General features: G+C 71.1%; 19 protein-coding genes. 14 read left to right on the top strand and 5 right to left on the bottom strand.

Annotation, left to right across the window (positions count from 1 at the left end; translation table 11 throughout):
* On the top strand, positions 1–1242 hold the full coding sequence (serB, locus tag EL338_RS15595) for a phosphoserine phosphatase SerB (protein WP_126334573.1): 1242 nt from the start codon (positions 1–3) through the stop codon (positions 1240–1242).
* Here the strand turns inward: serB and yczR are convergent, their stop codons facing one another.
* Entirely contained in the window at positions 1243–2718 is a 1476-nt protein-coding gene (gene yczR, locus EL338_RS15590; RefSeq protein ID WP_126334572.1) for a MocR-like transcription factor YczR, read from the bottom strand. It abuts the gene before it with no gap.
* Between the two features lie 64 nt (positions 2719–2782).
* Here yczR and yczE point away from each other — a divergent pair, with 64 nt between their 5' ends.
* From yczE to EL338_RS15550, 8 genes are read left to right on the top strand one after another with little or no spacing between them, the layout of a single operon-like run.
* Complete coding sequence (yczE, locus tag EL338_RS15585; protein ID WP_126334571.1) at positions 2783–3517, top strand: membrane protein YczE; 735 nt, start codon at positions 2783–2785, stop codon at positions 3515–3517.
* A complete protein-coding gene (locus EL338_RS15580; protein WP_126334570.1) occupies positions 3466–4317 on the top strand; it encodes an ABC transporter ATP-binding protein in 852 nt (283 codons plus the stop codon). Before yczE ends, EL338_RS15580 begins: the two co-directional genes overlap by 52 nt.
* Complete coding sequence (locus tag EL338_RS15575) at positions 4314–5123, top strand: NUDIX hydrolase (RefSeq protein WP_126334569.1); 810 nt, start codon at positions 4314–4316, stop codon at positions 5121–5123. Before EL338_RS15580 ends, EL338_RS15575 begins: the two co-directional genes overlap by 4 nt.
* The gene (locus EL338_RS15570; RefSeq protein WP_372939236.1) at positions 5120–5842 is read left to right on the top strand and encodes an enoyl-CoA hydratase; all 723 of its coding nucleotides are present in this window, start codon (positions 5120–5122) and stop codon (positions 5840–5842) included. Before EL338_RS15575 ends, EL338_RS15570 begins: the two co-directional genes overlap by 4 nt.
* 11 nt (positions 5843–5853) lie before the next feature.
* Positions 5854–6852: a class I SAM-dependent methyltransferase gene (locus EL338_RS15565; RefSeq protein ID WP_126334568.1), complete on the top strand. Its 999-nt coding sequence runs from the start codon at positions 5854–5856 to the stop codon at positions 6850–6852.
* An 8-nt stretch (positions 6853–6860) separates the two neighbouring features.
* Positions 6861–8045: a THUMP-like domain-containing protein gene (locus tag EL338_RS15560; RefSeq protein WP_435404936.1), complete on the top strand. Its 1185-nt coding sequence runs from the start codon at positions 6861–6863 to the stop codon at positions 8043–8045.
* Between the two features lie 9 nt (positions 8046–8054).
* The gene (locus EL338_RS15555) at positions 8055–8729 is read left to right on the top strand and encodes an esterase (protein WP_235666159.1); all 675 of its coding nucleotides are present in this window, start codon (positions 8055–8057) and stop codon (positions 8727–8729) included.
* Between the two features lie 31 nt (positions 8730–8760).
* Entirely contained in the window at positions 8761–9465 is a 705-nt protein-coding gene (locus tag EL338_RS15550; RefSeq protein ID WP_276006090.1) for an esterase, read from the top strand.
* A 7-nt stretch (positions 9466–9472) separates the two neighbouring features.
* Here EL338_RS15550 and EL338_RS15545 read toward each other — a convergent pair whose 3' ends face one another.
* Complete coding sequence (locus EL338_RS15545) at positions 9473–10765, bottom strand: outer membrane protein assembly factor BamB (RefSeq protein ID WP_126334566.1); 1293 nt, start codon at positions 10763–10765, stop codon at positions 9473–9475.
* Between the two features lie 90 nt (positions 10766–10855).
* Between EL338_RS15545 and EL338_RS15540 the strand changes: the two genes are divergently transcribed.
* Complete coding sequence (locus EL338_RS15540; protein WP_126334565.1) at positions 10856–11593, top strand: acyltransferase; 738 nt, start codon at positions 10856–10858, stop codon at positions 11591–11593.
* 85 nt (positions 11594–11678) lie between these two features.
* On the opposite strand, the gene EL338_RS15535 is transcribed toward EL338_RS15540, so the two are convergent.
* From EL338_RS15535 to EL338_RS15525, 3 genes are all read right to left on the bottom strand, one after another.
* The gene (locus tag EL338_RS15535) at positions 11679–12908 is read right to left on the bottom strand and encodes a glycosyltransferase family 4 protein (RefSeq protein ID WP_126334564.1); all 1230 of its coding nucleotides are present in this window, start codon (positions 12906–12908) and stop codon (positions 11679–11681) included.
* Positions 12909–13038: 130 nt separating this feature from the next.
* Entirely contained in the window at positions 13039–14580 is a 1542-nt protein-coding gene (locus EL338_RS15530) for a 1,4-alpha-glucan branching protein domain-containing protein (protein WP_126334563.1), read from the bottom strand.
* A complete protein-coding gene (locus EL338_RS15525) occupies positions 14577–15407 on the bottom strand; it encodes a class I SAM-dependent methyltransferase (RefSeq protein WP_126334562.1) in 831 nt (276 codons plus the stop codon). The genes EL338_RS15530 and EL338_RS15525 overlap by 4 nt, the downstream gene beginning before the upstream one ends.
* 229 nt (positions 15408–15636) lie before the next feature.
* Between EL338_RS15525 and EL338_RS15520 the strand changes: the two genes are divergently transcribed.
* The 4 genes from EL338_RS15520 to EL338_RS15505 all read left to right on the top strand — a co-directional run bounded on the left by EL338_RS15520 (position 15637) and on the right by EL338_RS15505 (position 19214).
* The gene (locus EL338_RS15520) at positions 15637–16428 is read left to right on the top strand and encodes an electron transfer flavoprotein subunit beta/FixA family protein (protein ID WP_126334561.1); all 792 of its coding nucleotides are present in this window, start codon (positions 15637–15639) and stop codon (positions 16426–16428) included.
* Between the two features lie 34 nt (positions 16429–16462).
* Positions 16463–17419, top strand: a complete 957-nt coding sequence (locus EL338_RS15515; RefSeq protein ID WP_126334560.1) for an electron transfer flavoprotein subunit alpha/FixB family protein — start codon at positions 16463–16465, stop codon at positions 17417–17419.
* A 143-nt stretch (positions 17420–17562) separates the two neighbouring features.
* Positions 17563–18384, top strand: coding sequence for a GNAT family N-acetyltransferase (locus tag EL338_RS15510; RefSeq protein ID WP_126334559.1), 822 nt, complete (start codon positions 17563–17565; stop codon positions 18382–18384).
* A complete protein-coding gene (locus tag EL338_RS15505) occupies positions 18384–19214 on the top strand; it encodes a lysophospholipid acyltransferase family protein (protein WP_126334558.1) in 831 nt (276 codons plus the stop codon). Before EL338_RS15510 ends, EL338_RS15505 begins: the two co-directional genes overlap by 1 nt.
* Positions 19215–19256: the final 42 nt, after the last annotated feature.

Raw genomic sequence — 19256 nt, 5'->3', positions numbered from 1 at the left:
GTGGCCCCCTTATCGGGGAAGGTACCGGTCCTCATCACGGTCACCGGTGTGGACCGACCGGGCGTCACCTCCGCACTGTTCGGCGTGCTGTCCACCCACAAGGTGGAGCTGCTGAACGTCGAGCAGGTGGTGATTCGCGGTCGGCTCACGCTCGGTGTCCTGGTGTCCGGATCGGCCGAGACCGTCGGCGGGACGGACTTCCACGACGCCGTCGAGAAGGCGATCCACGGGGTCGGCCTCGAGGTCACCATCGAGCGCAGCGACGACATCCCGGTCATCGTGGAGCCCTCGACGCACACCATCGTGCTGCTGGGGCGGCCCATCACCGCCGAGGCCTTCGGCGTGCTGGCCCGCGAGGCCGCGGCCCTCGGCGTCAACATCGACACCATCCGGGGCGTGTCCGACTACCCGGTCACCGGGTTGGAGTTGCGCGTCTCGGTGCCGCCTGGTGGGGCCGCGGAGTTGCAGAACGTGTTGGCGCGGGTGTCCGGTGAGCAGGGCGTGGACCTGTCCGTCGAGAACTATTCGCTGGAGCGACGGGCCAAGCGGCTCATCGTCTTCGACGTCGACTCGACCCTGATCCAGGGCGAGGTCATCGAGATGCTCGCCGCGCGCGCCGGCGCGGAGGCCAAGGTCGCGCAGATCACCGAGGCGGCCATGCGCGGCGAACTCGACTTCGAGGACTCGCTGCGGGAACGGGTGGCCACCCTGGCCGGTCTGCCCGCCGAGGTGGTCGACGAGGTGGCCCAGGAGCTGCAGCTGACCCCGGGGGCCCGCACGACGCTGCGGACCCTGCGCCGCCTCGGTTTCCACTGCGGCGTGGTCTCCGGCGGCTTCCGGCAGGTCATCGAGCCGCTGGCCGAGGAACTCATGCTCGACTACGTGGCGGCCAACCACCTCGAGATCGTCGGCGGCAAGCTCACCGGCCGGGTCACCGGACCCATCATCGATCGGCCCGGGAAGGCCAAGGCGCTGCGGGACTTCGCCAGTCAGGCCGGGGTACCGATGGAGCAGACCGTCGCGGTCGGCGACGGCGCCAACGACATCGACATGCTCGCGGCCGCGGGCCTGGGGGTGGCGTTCAACGCCAAACCCGCGCTGCGCGAGGTCGCCGACGCGTCGCTGAGTTACCCCTATCTCGATACGGTGTTGTTCTTCCTGGGCGTGACCCGCGGCGAGATCGAGGCCGCCGACGCCGTGGACGGCACGCTGCGGCGCGTCGAGATCCCGCCGGGCCAGTAGTCAGACCACCGGCCCGCCGGTCTTCGGTGCGGTCACCAGCTCGGCTCCGGTCACCGTGGCCCAGGCCTGCGCGAGTCGCGAAACCCCTTCGGTCAGTTGATCTTCGGGCAGTGTGTACGGCACCCGGATAAAACGCTCCAGCGTCCCGTCCACGCCGAACCGCGGTCCGGGCGGGATGTCGACACCCAGCCGGGAGGCCGCGGCCGACAGCGCCGAACTCATCGGCGTCGGCAGCCGCATCCACAGCCCCAGGCCGCCGGTGGGCAGACCCGCATTGGACTCGCGCCACTGCGGCAGGTGTTCGGCGAGCAGGTCCCGCAGCAGGCGGCGGCGGGCGGCGATGAGTTCGCGCCGCTCGGGTAGCACGTCGGGGGCGTTGTCGAGCAGGCGGGCCGCGGCGAGTTGTTCGAGGATCGGCGTGCCGAGGTCCAGGGCGGGGCGGCGCGCGGCGAGGACCGCCAGGGTGGCGCGTTCGGCGCGGATCCAGCCGATCCGCAGACCGCCCCAGAACGCCTTGGACATCGACCCCACGGTCAACAGCAGGTCGGCGCGTCGGGTCATCGACGCGGCCACCGGCGGCGGCGTCGGGGCGTCGAGCCAGATCTCGCTCAGCGTCTCGTCGATGACGGTGCGGGTGCGGGTCTCGGCGACGATCTTCGCCAGCCGGTCGCGCTGCTCGGCGGGCATGGTCAGGCCGGTCGGATTGTGTTGGTCGGGAACCAGATACGCGAGGTTGGGTGCGAGCTGACGGATCGCGATGTGCATGGTGTCGATGTCCCACCCCTCGTCGGGCGGGAGCGAGACCGGCACGGCGCGGGCACCGCGGGCCGAGATAGCGGCCAGCGCACCGGTGAACGTCGGTTGCTCGACCAACACGCGGTCGCCGGGCTCGACGAAGCTGGCCAGGATCAGCCCGGTGGCCGCGAGCGCGCCCGAGGTCACCATCACCTGATCCGGTTCCGTGGGCAGCCCTCGGCGACAGTACATTTCGGCGATCGCGACCCGCAGCGGCTCGACGCCGTACAACTCCAGGCCGGTGTGGTGCAGGTAGGAGGCCACCTCGTGGGCGGCGTCGGTGAAGGCGTCGCGGACCGCCGAGGCCGGTGCCGACATTGCCGCCGCGGCGAAGTTGATCGGCCGGTCGTCGCCGGGTTCGGGTGCCCACGCGGCGATGGTGTCGTGGCGGGGCAGGGCGACGGTGCTGCGGGCGCCGCGGCGCGCGGTGAGGTAGCCCTCCTCGCGCATCTGCGCGTAGGCGGTGGTCACCGTGGTGCGCGAGATCCGCAGCGTTTCGGCCAGCGACCGCTCGCTGGGCAGGCGCGAACCCACCGGCAGCCGCCCGTCGACGATCAGCATGCGCAGTCCGTCGGCCAGCCCCCGGTACACCGGGCCGGCGCCGTTGGCCGTGCGCCAGTTGCCCAACTCGCGGGCCAGCAGCGTCACGTCCAGCCTGCGACTCGCCGTTTCCGTGCTCATCGCAGGCCAGTTTGCCATGACTGGCTATTGATCAACAGGCCACTTTCTTCGGATCATCGGTGCCATGGAGCTTCGTCAGCCGCGCCGGACCGCCGCGCGCGCCGCCCTGCGCACCGCCCTGTTGCTGACGGGGCTGCTCGCCTACGGCTTCTCGATGGCGCTGATGGTCCGGGCCGGACTCGGACTGAACCCGTGGGACGTCTTCCACCAGGGCCTGTCGCGCCACACCGGCTGGAGCCTGGGCACCACCACCGCCGTCGTGGGCCTCGTCGTGCTGCTCGTCTGGGTCCCACTGCGGATCCGGCCGGGCATCGGCACCGTCGCCAACGTCGTCGTCATCGCGATCGCGGTGGACCTCTCGTTGGCCTTCCTGCCGGCCCCGTCGGCGCTGCCGGTGGCGGCCGCCATGCTGATCGGCGGCGTGGTCCTCAACGCCATCGCCACGGTGTTCTACATCGGTGCCGGCCTGGGGCCCGGGCCACGCGACGGGCTGATGACCGGGCTGGTGGCGCGCACCGGCCGGTCGGTGCGCGGGGTGCGGACCGCGATCGAACTCGGCGTGTTCACCATCGGGGCACTGCTGGGTGGTTCGGTGGGCGTGGGCACCGTGCTCTACGCGCTCGGCATCGGCCCCCTGGTGCAACTGTTCCTGCGGCTGACCCCGGCCGCGCTGCTGTTCGATGACTTCGGTGCCGACGGGGTGCGGCGGGCGCGCGAGTCCCGAAATCGCATGACTACCATGGTCGAGTGCCCGAAGCCGATACCGAACAAGCCGACGTCACCGACGCCGACCTGCTGATCGACTTCCGCGGCGTCGAGTTGCGCCGCGGCGGGCGGACCCTCGTCGGACCGCTCGACTGGCAGGTCGAACTCGACGAGCGGTGGGTGATCGTCGGCCCCAACGGTGCGGGCAAGACCTCACTGTTGCGCATCGCCGCCGCCACCGAGCATCCCTCCGCCGGCACCGCGTTCGTGCTGGGGGAGCGGCTGGGCCGCACCGACGTCTCCGAACTGCGCTCGCGGGTCGGGCTGTCGTCCTCGGCGCTGTCGCAGCGGGTGCCCGACGACGAGGTGGTGCGCGACCTCGTGGTCTCGGCCGGCTACTCGGTACTGGGCCGCTGGCGGGAACGCTACGAGGACGTCGACTACGCCCAGGCCATCGACATGTTGGAGAGCGTCGGCGGCGAACACCTGGCCGAGCGCACCTACGGCACCCTCTCGGAGGGCGAGCGCAAACGCGTGCTCATCGCCCGGTCCCTGATGACCGACCCCGAACTGCTGCTGCTCGACGAACCGGCCGCCGGGCTGGACCTCGGCGGCCGCGAGGAACTCGTCGCCCGGATGGCCGATCTGGCGGCCGACCCCGACGCCCCGGCCATCGTGCTGGTCACCCACCACGTCGAGGAGATCCCGCCGGGCTTCACCCACTGCCTGCTGCTCGCCGAGGGGGCGCCGGTGGCCAGCGGCCTGCTCACCGACGTCCTGACGTCGGAGAACCTGTCCCGGGCCTTCGGCCAGGCCATCACCGTCGACACCATCGACGGCCGTTACTTCGCGCGACGGGTGCGCAGTCGCGCCGCACACAGGAGGCGCGCATGAGCGAGGACCGACCCGAGCCACTGCCCGTCCGGCCCGCCGCGACGGTCATGCTCGTGCGCGAGGAGGCCGACGGCACCGAGGTGTTCCTGATGCGCCGGCATCGGGCGATGGAGTTCGTCGGCGGCGTGGTGGTCTTCCCCGGCGGCGGCGTCGACGACCGCGACCGCAACGCCGACATCGACTGGCACGGCCCGCCCCCGTCGTGGTGGGCGCAGCGCCTCGGCGTCGACGAGGACCTGGCCCTGGCGCTGGTGTGCGCGGCGGCCCGCGAGACGTTCGAGGAATCCGGCGTGCTGTTCGCCGGCGCCGCCGACGACCCGGATCTGTTGGTCGACGACGCGAGCGTCTACCGCAAGGCGCGCAGGGCGCTGGCCGACAACTCGCTGGCGTTCGGGGACTTCCTGCGCAGCGAGAAGCTGATGCTGCGCGCCGACCTGCTGCGGCCGTGGGCCAACTGGGTGACCCCCGAGGAGGAGCGCACCCGGCGCTACGACACCTACTTCTTCGTCGGGGCGCTGCCGCCGGGCCAGCTGGCCGACGGGGAGAACACCGAGTCGGACCGGGTCGCCTGGGCCAAGCCGGAGGCCGCGCTCACCGAGTTCGCCGCCCAGCGCATCTTCCTGCTGCCGCCCACCTGGACCCAGCTGGACTCGCTGGCCGGCGGCCGCACGGTCGCCGAGATCCTGGCCGTCGAACGCCAGATCGTCCCCGTGCAGCCGCACCTGAGCGAGGCCAACGGCAACTGGGAGATCGAGTTCTTCGACAGCGACCGCTACAACGCCGCGCGCGCCGGACGCGCCCCGTGACCATCCAGCGCGAGTTCGTCAGCCTGCACACCGATCCCCAGCAACCGGGCATCGGCACCATCTGGCTGTCCCGGCCGCCCACCAACGCCCTGACCCGGCAGATGTACCGGGAGCTGACCGCCACCGCCGCCGACGCCGCCGCGCGCGACGACATTGCGGTGGTGATCCTGTTCGGCGGGCACGAGATCTTCTCCGCCGGCGACGACGTGCCGGAACTGCGCACCCTGACCCGCGAGCAGGCCGACCGGGCGGCCACCGTCCGGGACACCGCGATCGAGGCCGTCGCGGCCCTTCCCAAACCCACCGTCGCCGCCGTCACCGGGTACGCGCTGGGCGCGGGACTGTGGCTGGCGCTGGCCGCGGACTGGCGGGTGGCCGGGGACAACGTCAAGGTCGCCGCCTCGGAGATCCTCGCGGATCTGATCCCCGGCGGCGCCGCCCTGGACCGGCTGACCGCGGCCGTGGGCCCCGGCCGCGCCAAGGACATGGTGTTCAGCGGGCGGTTCGTCGACGCCGAGGAGGCCGCCACCGTCGGTCTGCTGGACCAGCTGGTGGCCCCCGACGCGGTGTACGACGCGGCGTGCGCCCGGGCCCGGCGCTACCTGACGGCGCCGGGCGTGGCCGTGGCCGCCGCCAAGGACATCATCGACGGCCGCTGCGACGGCGCTGAGCAGCGCCGCCGCTACCTCGACGTGTTCGCCGCGGGCAGCAACGTTTAGGCTGGCTCCCTATGACCAGCACGCACGAATCGCCGGCGCCCAACCCGCACGCCACCGCGGAGCAGGTCGAAGCGGCCATGAAGGACAGCAAGCTCGCCCAGGTGCTCTACCACGACTGGGAAGCCGAGAGCTACGACGACAAATGGTCGATCTCCTACGACCAGCGCTGCGTCGACTACGCCCGGGGCCGGTTCGATGCCGCGGTCCCCGACGAGGTGCAGCGCGAGCTGCCCTACGACCGGGCCCTGGAACTGGGCTGCGGCACCGGGTTCTTCCTGCTCAACCTGATCCAGGCCGGCGTCGCGCGCCGCGGGTCGGTCACCGACCTGTCCCCGGGCATGGTCAAGGTCGCCACCCGCAACGGCCAGGGCCTCGGGCTGGACATCGACGGCCGGGTCGCCGACGCCGAGGGCATCCCGTATGAGGACAACACCTTCGACCTGGTGGTCGGCCACGCGGTGCTGCACCACATCCCCGACGTCGAACTGTCGCTGCGCGAGGTGGTCCGCGTGCTCAAACCGGGCGGGCGCTTCATCTTCGCCGGCGAGCCCACCACCGTCGGCAATCGGTACGCCCGCGAACTGTCGACCCTGACCTGGCGGATCGCCACCAACGTCACCAAGCTGCCCGGCCTGCGTGAGTGGCGCCGCCCGCAGACCGAACTCGACGAGTCCTCGCGCGCCGCGGCCCTGGAGGCCGTCGTCGACCTCCACACCTTCGATCCCGCCGACCTCGAGCGGATGGCCCGCAACGCCGGTGCCGTCGAGATCCGCACGGCCAGCGAGGAATTCACCGCCGCGATGCTCGGCTGGCCGGTGCGTACCTTCGAGGCCGCGGTGCCGCCCGGCAAGCTCGGCTGGGGCTGGGCCAAGTTCGCCTTCGGCAGCTGGACCTCGCTGAGTTGGGTCGACGCGAACGTGTGGCGCCGGGTGGTGCCCAAGGGCTGGTTCTACAACGTCATGGTGACGGGCGTGAAGCCCGAGTCCCCGGCCGAGGCCGCCGGCAGCTGAGTTCCGGGCTGGCCTTCACCCTCGACGACGTCGAGTACCTGACGTCGCCGCGGGGCGTGGCGGCGCTGGCCGACGTGGCCGCGCTGGACCTGGCCGGCGACCGGATCGCCGACATCGCCGCCGTGCGGGCGCGCCACGGCGCGCGCACCGCCGTCCTCGTGGAGACCACGTTGCTGCGCCGCAGGGCGTCGCAGAAGCTGCCCGACGCCGAGCACTGGCTGTTCACCGACGAGGCGCTGCAGCAGGCGACCGCGGCGCCGGTCGCCGCGCAGCGGGCGCGCCGGCTGGCCGGCCGCACGGTCGCCGACGTCACCTGTTCGGTCGGTGCGGAGCTGGCGGCCCTGTGCGGCACCGCAACCGCCGTCATCGGCAGCGACATCGACCCGATCCGGCTGGCCATGGCCCGGCACAATCTCGCGGGCGCACCGGTGTTGCTGTGTCGCGCCGACGCTTTGGCGCCGATCACCGCCGAGGCGGCGGTGATCGCGGATCCGGCGCGGCGCAGCGGCGGCCGGCGCCGCTTCGACCCGCGGGACTACGCCCCGGCCCTCGACGACCTGCTCGCGGCGTACGCGGGCCGGGACCTGGTGGTGAAGTGCGCCCCCGGCATCGACTTCGATGCGTTGGCGGACATGGGTTTTCGCGGCGAGATTGAGATCACCTCGTGGCGCGGCTCGGTGCGCGAGGCCTGCCTGTGGTCGGCCGGGCTGGCCGAGCCCGGCATCGCCCGGCGGGCCAGCGTGCTCGACACGGGGGAGCAGGTCACCGACGCCGAGAGCGACGACTGCGGCGTGGGCCCGGTGGGACGCTGGATCGTCGACCCGGACGGCGCCGTGGTCCGCGCGGGGTTGGTGCGTCATTACGGCGCGCGGCACGGGCTGTGGCAACTGGACCCCGACATCGCCTACCTCACCGGCGACGCCGTACCGCCCGGGATCCGCGGTTTCGAGGTCATCGAGCAGATTCCGTTCACGGAAAAAGCGTTGCGGCAAGCGCTTTCGGCGCTGGACTGTGGTGCCCTGGAGATCTTGGTGCGCGGCGTTCGGGTGGATCCCGATCAGCTGCGGCGCCGGATGCGCCCGCGCGGCGACACCCCGCTGTCGGTGGTGATCACCCGCGTCGGCGCCGGTCAGGCCGCCCGCGCCGTCGCCTTCATCTGCCGTTCGCCGCGGCCGGAAGCGGCGCGGGACTAGGCTCGTGCCATGATGCGCGTCTGGTTGCTCACCGCGCTGCTCGCGGCGGCCCTGCTGGGATGGACGCCGGCGGCCGGCGCCGCCAACGGCTGCGGCGACCTGGGCGGCACCCTCGACCAGGAGGGAATGTGCCGCACGCAGGAATCGCGGACCCACTACGACCTGGACATCGCGTTCCCGGTGGACTATCCGGACCAGGCGGCCATCACGGAGTTCATCACCACCACCCGCGACGGCTTCGTCGACACGGCGCTCGACCGGCGCGCGCACAACCTGCCCTACCGGATGGAGATCCAGTCCACCGAGCACGCCACCGAGACCACCCGATCGGTCGCGTTCGAGGTGTACCAGAACGTCGGCGGGGCCCATCCGTCGTCCTGGTACCAGACGTTCAACTACGACCTGGCGCGGCAGCGGCCCATCACCTTCGAGGCGCTGTTCGCCCCCGATACCCGGCCGCTGGAGGCGATCTACCCACTCGTGCAGCGTGAGTTGGCCGACCGGCTCGGGGTGCCGGACCCGGTGTCGCCGAAGACGGGTCTGGACGCGGCCAGTTATCAGAGCTTCGCGATCACTCCCGATCAGCTGATCTTCTACTTCGACCGCGGCGCGATCATGGCCGGCGCCGCGGGCGCGCACACCGTGGCGCTGCCGCGCGCGGAGTTGCCCCGGTTGGCGGTCTGACTCGACGCTCCGGGTCGGTATCGTGACGCCCATGCTGACCCGTTCGCTGGCCGCCTCGGCCGTCCTGATGCTGGCCGCCTGGACTCTGGGCGCCCTCGGCGTCGCCGGACCCGCGGCCGCCGCGCCGCCGACGTGTGCCGACATCGACGCGACGGCGGTGGGACAGACGTGCCAGATCCAGCTGTCCGATCCCGGTTACCGCGTGGACATCACCGTCCCGGCCACCTACCCGGACGCCGAAGCGCTGTTCGACTACGTCACCCAGACCCGCGACGGCTTCCTCAACGTCGCGCGCACCCCGGATGCCCGGTGGGCACCGTATGTGTTGGAGATGAAGTCCACCGAATACCGGTCGGCGGTGCCACCGCCCGGCACGCAGTCCGTGGTCCTGGAGACCTACGAGAACGTGGGCGGCCCGCACGCGGCCACCTTCTACAAGACGTTCACCTGGGACCAGGAGCACCGCGAGGCCGTCACCATCGACACCCTGTTCCGAGAGGGGACCGATCCGTTCCCGGTGCTGCGCGCCCTGGTGCAGGACGAGGTGACCCAGCAGTTCGGGGTCACCGAACCCATCCTGGGCGGGGCCGGGACGAATCCGCGGACCTACCAGAACTTCGCCCTCACCGACGATTCGGTGATCTTCTTCTTCGACAGCGGGACGCTGCTGGCCGAGACCGCCGGCGCCTTCCAGGTCAGCGTGCCCCGCGAGCCCCTCGACGCGCTGCTGGCCTGAGACCGGCTCAGCGGCCTTCGAAGCTGTAGACCTGCCCGGCGCTGGTTGCCGCGACCACCCGGCGATCGTTGCCGACGGCCACCCCGACCGGGAAGCCGCGCGCATCGGGCAGCGGATAGCTGTTGACGGACTGGCCGTCGCGCGGATCGAAGACCAGCAGCGCCAGGCCCGATTCGCCCTCGTCGCGCACCACGGTGTAGGCGACCTCCGCGCCGGCCCGACTCGCCGAGGTCAGGGTCTCGACATCGCCGCGGCGCCAACGGATCTCGGCTTCATCGCCGGTGTCCTCGATGCCGGTCAGGGTGGCGTCCGGACCGCCGCCGGCCACGATGGTCCCGTCCGGGGCCACGGTGGGCGGGGTCTGCGCCAGGTAGTCCAGCGGCACCGACCACTTCACCTCGCCGTCGGCCGCGTTCAGCGCCCACAGCTGCCGGTCGCGCCCGTTGACGTAGACGGTGGACCCGTCGGCGGACATGGTTGGCGCGGCCAGCGCCCCGTCCTCGACCGCGTCGCTGGTCCACTCCCGGGTCAGCAGCGGATTCTCGCCGTGCCGGTAACGCAGCCCGACCAGCGTCGCCGCGTCGGCGCCCGGCCGCCACAGGCTCACCACGATGATGTTGGACTGCGGGGAGAACGCCGGCGGGGCCGCCACGGGGCAGCGCGACCGGGCGGGCGCGCAGTCCTCGAGACCCCGCTCCGGATCCGTCGGATCGACCCCGTCGACCAGATCGATCGGGTTGCCCACCACGGTGCCGCGGTGCGAATCGAACACCAGGACCTGGCCCAGGTGGGTGACCACCAGGAGTTCGCCGTTGCCCAGAAGCCTTGGCGTCAACGGCATTCCGATGACCTGCTGGCGCCAGCGGATCCACTGCGTGGGAGGGAAGGACAGGATGGCGCCGGGCTGGCCGACATAGAGGTTGTCGAAGCCGTCGAACAGCGGACCGCCGAAGCCCCCGCCCTGGGCCAGCCGGGTGCACCAGCGCTGGCGGCCGTTGTTGTCGTTCTCCCACACCATCAGCGAGCAGCCGGTCTCGGTCTGGGCGTTGGCGGCCAGATAGCCGTAGGCGCCCAGCGCGACCCCGGCCCCGAGTTCGCCCTTGACCGACCGGATCCAGGTGGCCTCGAGGTCCCGGGCGCCGGCGGTGTCGCTGTAGCTGCTGTTGGCGGCGTCGGCGTACGGGGCGGCCCAGCCGTCGGCCGGGGTGGCGTGCACCCACGGGTCGCTGTCGCTGCAGCCGGCCAGCACCACCGCGGCGACCAGGGTGGCGGATGCCAGTGCAGCAAGTCGCCGAAGCACCAGGGGGATCCTTTCCGGTCGGCTCGATCACGGTCGAAGTCCACCGAGGGTAACCCGTCGGGGTTCGGCGCTCGCGTATGCTTCCCGCCCATGACGACCATGTGGGGTGCACCAATCCACAAGCGGTGGCGCGGTTCGCGGCTCGGTGATCCGCGGCAGGCGAAGTTCTTGACGCGCGCATCGCTGCGATGGGTGCTGTCCAATCGGGCCTACACCCCGTGGTACCTGGTCCGGTACTGGCGGCTGCTGAAGTTCAAGCTGACCAACCCGCACATCATCACCCGCGGCATGGTGTTCCTGGGCAAGGACGTGGAGATCCAGGCGACCCCCGAGTTGTCGCAGATGGAGATCGGTCGCTGGGTGCACATCGGCGACAAGAACACCATCCGTTGCCACGAGGGATCGCTGCGCATCGGCGACAAGGTGGTGCTGGGCCGCGACAACGTGATCAACACCTACCTGGACATCGAACTCGGTGATTCGGTGCTGATGGCCGACTGGTGCTACATCGTCGACTTCGACCACAAGATGGACGACATCAACCTGCCGATCAAGGATCAGGGCATCGTGAAGAGCCCGGTGCGCATTGGCCCCGATACCTGGGTGGCGGCCAAGGTCAGCGTCCTGCGGGGCACGTCCATCGGCCGCGGCTGCGTACTCGGTTCGCACGCGGTGGTCCGCGGTGAGGTGCCGGACTATTCGATCGCGGTCGGCGCACCGGCGAAGGTGGTCAAGAACCGCAAGCTGGCCTGGGAGAACTCGGCCGCCCAGCGCGCGGAGTTGGCCGCGGCGCTGGCCGACATCGAGCGCAAGAAGGCCGCCCGCTAATTGGGTCCGCCTTCAGCGCGAAGGTGCGCGTCCCCGGGCAACACGCCGAGCGAAATCCCGGGTTTGCACACGGTCGCACCAGGCCTCAGCCGTAATCGGGCAGCGGCCGTTCGATGATGACGCGGCGCCGCTGGGGTTCCCGCTCGCCGCGTTTGGCGGCCAGGTACACCTGCGAGGTGTCGTCGGCGACCGTCGACCAGGAAAAGTCGGCGGTGAGGCGCTCCCGCGCGGCGACGGCGCGCTGCTGGGCCGCAGCCGGATCGTCGAGCACCGTGCGCACCGCCGCGGCCAGCGCGGCCACATCGCGCGGCGGGCAGGACACCCCGGTGAAGCCGTCGATGACCGCCTCGCCGAGGCCGCCCACGTTCGAGGTGACCAGGGGAGTGCCGGTCGCGGCCGCCTCGAGTGCCACGATCCCGAACGGCTCGTAGTGCGAGGGCAGCACCGCGGCGTCGGCACGGTGCAGCAGCCGCAACAGTTCCTGATGGTCGACGCGGCCGATGAACTTGGTTGCCTTGCGCACCTTGTGCTTACGCGCCAGCTCGACGAGCCAGTCCAACTGGGTGCCGTCGCCGGCGATGGTCAGCGTGGTGCCCGGATGCGCCCGGCGGATCCGCGGCAGCGCGGCAATGGCCTCGTGCACGCCCTTCTCGTATTCGAGGCGACCGAAGTACAGCAGTTCCGGGGGACCGGCGTGCGGTTGCCGCGGCGCGAACGGCCAACCGGCCGTGTCGATCCCGTTGGGGATGACGCAGATCTCCGACAGTCCGGGGCCGAACAGTCGGGTGATCTCCTCGCGCATCGAGACCGAACATGCGATCAGCGAATCGGATTCGTGCACCAGCCAGGATTCCAACGCGTGCACCTGCCGGCTGACCTGCCCGGAGATCCAGCCGGAGTGCCGACCGGCCTCGGTGGCGTGAATCGTGGAAACCAATGGCACATCGAAGTATTCGGCCAAGGCGACGGCCGGGTGGGCGACCAGCCAGTCGTGGGCGTGCACCACGTCGGGCTGCCAGTCGCGCAGCGTCAGACCGGAGCGGACCATGGCGTGCCCCATGGCCAGCGTCCAGGCCATCATGTCCGTGCCGAAGGTGAACTCGTGCGGGTCCTGCGCGGCGGCGATCACGCGCACGCCCTCGGAGACCTCGTCGGTGGACGGATGGGTGCTCGGATCGGTGCCGGTGGGACGACGGGACAGCACGACGACCTCGTGGCCGGCCGCGACCAGGTCGGTGGCCAGGTGGTGCACGTGCCGGCCGAGCCCGCCGATCACGACCGGGGGGTACTCCCACGACACCATCAGGATCTTCACTGGCCTGCCTCACAACGGGTCGAGCGTGCGGAAACTACGGAAAAGTCGCGGCGTGTTGCCCGGGGACGCCCCTGCAAGCGGGGGGCCCCAGCCCGCTCGCAGAAAAGGGGCTCGCGCAAAAGAGGAGCAGTCATGGGCGGGGTAGCCGCCTCGCATCCAGCGCGCCGAACAGGCCGTCGGCGCGGTTCCAGCCCTCGGCCAGGCGGACGGCCGCATCGCGGCGCCCCGAATCCAGCGCGGCGGCCATCTCCCGGGTGGCGTGCGCGTGCAGATGCGCGCGGTAGCGCGCGTACTCGGCCGCGGAGTCCTTGCTGACCATGAACGGCCAGTCGCTCGAGACCGTCAGCAGCGTCTCGCGCAGGATCTGATCGGCGACGTGGTCGCGGGCCGGGGTGCGGCCCGGACTGCTGGCGTGCGCCAGCGCCTTGTCGACGCTGGCCAGCGCCGTGTCGACGACCTCGGCGTTGAGCTGCACCAGGTCGGCCACCTGCTCGCCGGACCACACCTGCCAGTCCTTGCCGGAACCCCAAGAGCTGGGCGGCAATTCGACCGGAGACCCGGTGAAGCCGGCGGCCGCGGCGGCGCGCAGGGTACCGACCTCGATGCCCGCCTCGGGCAGGGCGCGCAGCACCTTCTCCAGCCACATCGGCCCCTCGTACCACCAGTGCCCGAACAGTTCGGTGTCGAAGGCGGCGACGACGTGGGCGGGCCGGCCGATGCGCTCGGATTCCGAGATCAGCCGGCGCCGGATCACCTCGACGAAGTCGGCGACGTGGGTGTCCACCGCGGCCGCGGCGCGCGCCGGGTCATACGGCGCCTTGTCCTCGGAGGCCACCTTGCGTCCGGTCACCCGCGCCGGCTTGAGGCCGGTGGTGTGGTCGTAGGTGTGGAAGTCGCGGTAGGCGCCGTGGCCGGGGTAGCCGGACTTGGGCGACCACACCCGGTAGCTGACCTGCAGGTCGCGCCCGAAGGCCAGCACGTCGGTGTCGCCCACCGGCCGGCCCAGCGCGGTGTCGCCGTGCAGCGACGGCCCGTCGACCATGAAGTGGGTGACCCCGGCGGCGGCGTAGCCGGTCTCCATGCCGGGCGCGTAGGCGCATTCGGGCGCCCAGATCCCGTCGGGGGTGTGCGCGAAGCGCTGCTGCGCGTCGGCGAGGCCCTCGCGCAGCGCGAACTCGCGCAGCCGGGGCGCCAGCAGCGGCTGGAACGGATGGGCCAGGGGACCGCCGAGCAACTCCAGCGTGCCGGCGTCGATCAGCTCGCGCAGCAGCGGGCTGCCGCCGTGGCGCCACAGTGTGGTGAAGTCCTCGAGGGCCTCGGTGGCGTGGCCGTGTTCACGAATCCCGAACTGTCGCAACGCCTCCGAGTTGTCACCGGTCAGCGTGGTGGCTTCCAGGGCACGCAGCTGCCAGTTGGCCAGCCAGTGGTGCATCCCGTCGAGGCAGTACGGGTCGTCGAGTTGCGCGGTCACCACCGGGGTCATGCCCAGGGTGAGCAACCCGCGCCGGTCCTCGGCGGCCAGCCGGCGCAGCACCCGCATCAGCGGCAGGTAGCAGGCCGACCACGACTGGTAGAGCCATTCCTCGCCGACGGGCCAGCGACCGTGATGGGCCAGCCACGGCAGGTGGGTGTGCAGGACCAGGCTGAACATGCCCGGGACCCGGGTCGTCATGGCCGCACCGCGACGGCGACCAGATCCAGGCTCGCGTCGATGTCCACGCCGGCGTCCTCGGCGTCGAGCAGGTCGAAGTCGGCGCTGGCGACCCCGGCGACGTCGGCCAGCAACTCGGCGGGCCAGGGCGCGTCGGCCAGCGCGCGGGCGATCTGGGCCTCGATGATCGACCCGCCGTGCTTGTCGTCGAGGGCGCGCAGCGCCGGCCCGTGGAACACACCGAGCATCGACTCGACGGTGAAACCGCCGTCGACCAGCAGTTCGGTCAGTTCGGCGGCGTTGAGTTCGCGAGTATGGAACGGGTTGATCGGGGTGTCGCTGCCGGGGGTGAAGGTGATCCGGTTGGGCGTGGAGATCAGCAATTTGCCGCCCGGACGCAACACGCGCAAACACTCGGCGACGAATTGTGACTGATCCCACAGGTGCTCGATGACCTGGAAGTTGACCACAATGTCGGCCGATGCGTCCGGCAGCGGAAGTTCAGCGAGATTCCCCTGCCGGGCGTCCACCCGCGGGTAGCGGGAGCGGACGTGCGCGACGGCCGACTCGTCGTAATCCACCCCGATGACGCCGCGGGCGACACCGGCGAGCAGATCGGCGCCGTAGCCCTCGCCGAATCCCGCCTCGAGGACGTCGCGATCGGCGCACAGCGGCGCTAACTGCAGGTAAACGACTTCGTGGCGGCGAAACCAGTAGTTCTCGACATCCAGTCCGGGGATGGTTCGCTCCCCGGTGAGCGGCAACTCCGACGGCGGCACGGTGCCGGGCCGCGACGCCGGCTCGGCGGGATTCGGGTCAACTGGACCGTCGGTCTCTAATGCGCTCATGGTGCAGGCAGGCTAACCCGAAGCTCTCAACTGACACAGTGCCGCGTTGTGGTAGCGCGCAACCGGACCGTAAGAACATGCAGCGTGCTCGGTTATGGTGTACGAGCGGACCACCATAAGTTACCGGCTAGTAACATTGCGAGGTGGGACGAACACTGGCCCAAGGCCCAAAGTTACTCACAGCGGTTGCCGCCGCCGTGGGGCCCGTCGAGGAGGACGAACCAGAGTCATGACGAACATCGTGGTCCTGATCAAACAGGTCCCAGACACGTGGTCGGAGCGCAAGCTGTCCGACGGCGACTTCACGCTGGACCGTGAGGCCGCCGACGCCGTGCTGGACGAGATCAACGAGCGCGCCGTGGAAGAGGCGCTGCTGATCAAGGAGAGGGAAGGCGGCGACAGCACGGTCACGGTGCTCACCGCCGGACCCGAGCGCGCCACCGAGGCCATCCGCAAGGCCCTGTCGATGGGTGCCGACAAGGCGGTCCACCTCAATGACGAAGGTATGCACGGTTCCGACGTCGTCCAGACCGGCTGGGCCCTGGCCCGCGCGCTGGGCACCATCGAGGGCACCGAGCTGGTCATCGCCGGCAACGAGGCCACCGACGGCGTCGGCGGCGCGGTTCCGGCGGTCATCGCCGAGTACCTGGGCCTGCCGCAGCTGACCCACGTGCGCAAGCTGAACGTCGAGAACGGCAAGGTCACCGGCGAGCGGGAGACCGACGAGGGTGTCTTCACCCTGGAGGCCTCGCTGCCCGCCGTGGTCAGCGTCAACGAGAAGATCAACGAGCCCCGCTTCCCGTCCTTCAAGGGCATCATGGCCGCCAAGAAGAAGGAAGTCACCACTCTGACCCTGGCCGAGATCGGCGTCGAGGGTGATGAGGTGGGCGTCGCCAATGCCGGTTCGACCGTGCTGGCCTCGACCCCCAAGCCGCCCAAGACCGCGGGCGAGAAGATCGCCGACGAGGGTGACGGCGGCACCAAGATCGCCGATTACCTGGTCGCCCAGAAGCTGATCTAAGACTTCCAACTCAGAGCAAAGAGGCTAAGAATCCATGGCTGAAGTACTTGTGCTCGTCGAGCACGCCGACGGTGCCCTCAAGAAGGTCACCGCTGAATTGATCACCGCCGCCAACGTTCTGGGTGAGCCCTCCGCCGTCGTGGTGGGCGCCCCCGGGACCGCGGCCGGCCTGGCCGACGAGCTGAAGGCGGCCGGTGCCGCCAAGATCTACGTCGCCGAGTCCGAAGATGTGGACAAGTTCCTCATCACGCCCTTCGTCGACGTGCTGGCCGGCCTGGTCGAGCAGAACGCCCCGGCCGCGGTGCTGATCGCCGCCAACGCCGACGGCAAGGAGATCGCGGGCCGGTTGGCCGCGCGGCAGGGCGCCGGCCTGTTGGTCGACGTCGTCGAGGTCAAGGAGGGCGCCAAGGGCGTCCACTCGATCTTCGGTGGCGCGTTCACCGTCGAGGCCCAGGCCAACGGCGACTCGCCGGTCATCACCGTGCGTCCGGGTGCCGTCGAGGCGGTGCCGTCGGCCGGTGCCGGCGAGCAGGTCACCGTCGAGGTGCCCGCGCAGGCCGAGAACGCCACCAAGATCACCGCGCGCGAGCCCGCGGTGGCCGGTGACCGTCCGGAGCTGACCGAGGCCTCGGTCGTCGTGGCCGGTGGTCGTGGCGTGGGATCCGCCGAGAAGTTCTCGGTGGTCGAGGAACTCGCCGACGCCCTCGGCGCGGCCGTCGGTGCCTCGCGCGCCGCGGTCGACTCGGGCTACTACCCGGGCCAGTTCCAGATCGGTCAGACCGGTAAGACCGTGTCGCCGCAGCTGTACATCGCCCTCGGTATCTCCGGGGCCATCCAGCACCGCGCCGGCATGCAGACCTCGAAGACCATCGTCGCCGTCAACAAGGACGAAGAGGCGCCGATCTTCGAGATCGCCGATTACGGCATCGTGGGTGACCTGTTCAACGTCTCCCCGCAGCTGACCGAGGCGGTCAAGGCTCGCAAGGGCTGATCTGTTTCGCATGACGGCCCCCGGACCCAATGAGGTCCGGGGGCCTTCTGCGTGCCGGGTGCGGCGAAGTCGTCACCTGACGCTCACGAACACGTCACGCGGTGCTTGCCGCCACGCCCGCTGGCTGCGCGAACGTGCAGGCCATGAGCACTGCAGCTGTACTCATTCCCGCCGAGAAATCCGCCGCCTCCGCCACCGCGGCACGCTATTCGCTGCTGCTGTCGACCGACGCCGAGCTGATCGAGGCCGCCCAGCGGCTGCGTTACGACGTGTTCAGCACCGAGCCCGGGTTCGCGTTGCGAGCCCCGGACGGCCGCGATCACGACGAGTTCGACGAGTTCTGCGACCACATCCTGGTGCGTGACGACGACAGCGGCGCCCTGGTCGGGTGCTACCGCATGTTGCCGCCGCCCGGGGCGATCGCCGCCGGGGGCCTGTACACCGCAACGGAATTCGACGTCCGCGGGCTCGATGCGCTGCGGCCCTCGCTGGTCGAGATGGGCCGCGCGGTGGTGCGCGCCGAGCATCGCAACGGCGCGGTGGTGTTGATGATGTGGACCGGCATTCTGGCCTACCTGGACCGCTGCGGCTACGACTACGTCGCGGGGTGCGTGTCGGTGCCGGTGGCCGATCCGCACGGCGACCTGGCCCCGGGCGCCCAGATCCGCGGGGTGCGCGATTTCGTGAACCGCCGCCATGCCGCGGCCCCCGAGCACACGGTCTTCCCGTACCGACCCGTGGTCATTGACGGGCGCGGCCTCGACGACATCGACCCGCCCGCACGCCCGGCGTTGCCGCCGCTGCTGCGCGGCTATCTGCGCCTGGGCGCCCAGGTCTGCGGCGAGCCCGCCCACGATCCCGATTTCGGCGTCGGAGATTTCCCCGCCCTGCTGGCCAAGAACCGCGCCGACACCCGCTACCTGCGGCGGTTGCGGTCGATGGCGGGCACCGGGGCGGGGCTGTGATGTCCGAGCACGCCTGGCTGCCGCGGGCCTCCTGCACCGACGCCTGCCTGCGCGCCGGCGCCGCCCCGGCCGGCCGCCGTCCGATGGTCGCGACGCGGGTGGCGCTGCGCGCGGGCCTGGCCCTGCTCCTGCTGCCGGCCCTGCCGCTGCTGGCCGTCCCGCTGCCGGGACGTTCGCACCTGCAGCGCGGCTACTGCCGCCTGATGCTGCGCGCCCTCGGGGTGCGAATCACCATCTCGGGCGGGCCGATTCGCAATCTACGCGGGGTGCTGGTGGTCGCCGGGCACGTGTCCTGGGTGGACATCTTCACCATCGGCGCGGTGCTGCCCGGGTCCTTCGTCGCCAAGGCGGAGATGGTGCGCTGGCCGGCCCTGGGCGTGGTCGCGCGGCTGATGAAGGTGATCCCGATCGAGCGGACCAGCCTGCGCCGGCTGCCGGCGGTGGTGGCCACCGTGGCGACCCGGTTGCGGGCCGGTCAGACCGTGGTCGCGTTCCCGGAGGGCACCACCTGGTGCGGGCTGGGCTACGGGCGGTTCCGCCCGGCCATGTTCCAGGCCGCGATCGACGCCGAACGCCCGGTGCAGCCCCTGCGGCTGGCCTATCACCACCGCGACGGCAGCGCCTCGACGGTGCCGGCCTACATCGGCGAGGACACGCTGTGGGCCTCGTTGTGCCGCCTGGTGGTCGCCCGGCGCACCGTGGTGCACGTCCGCGTGGAGTCGCTGCAACTACCCGGAACCGACCGGCGTGAACTGGCCGGGCGCTGTGAAACCGCGGTGCGCGCGGCCGGCGTCGCGCCTGTGCCGGCCGGGCACGCCCTGGCCGCCTAACTCGCGGGTGGGGGCGCGTCGTCCGGCGGGTACCCTGGACGG

Origin of the sequence: Mycolicibacterium chitae, assembly GCF_900637205.1 — a bacterium.
Lineage (GTDB): Bacteria > Actinomycetota > Actinomycetes > Mycobacteriales > Mycobacteriaceae > Mycobacterium > Mycobacterium chitae.
This window is presented reverse-complemented; position numbering and strand designations above follow the sequence as displayed.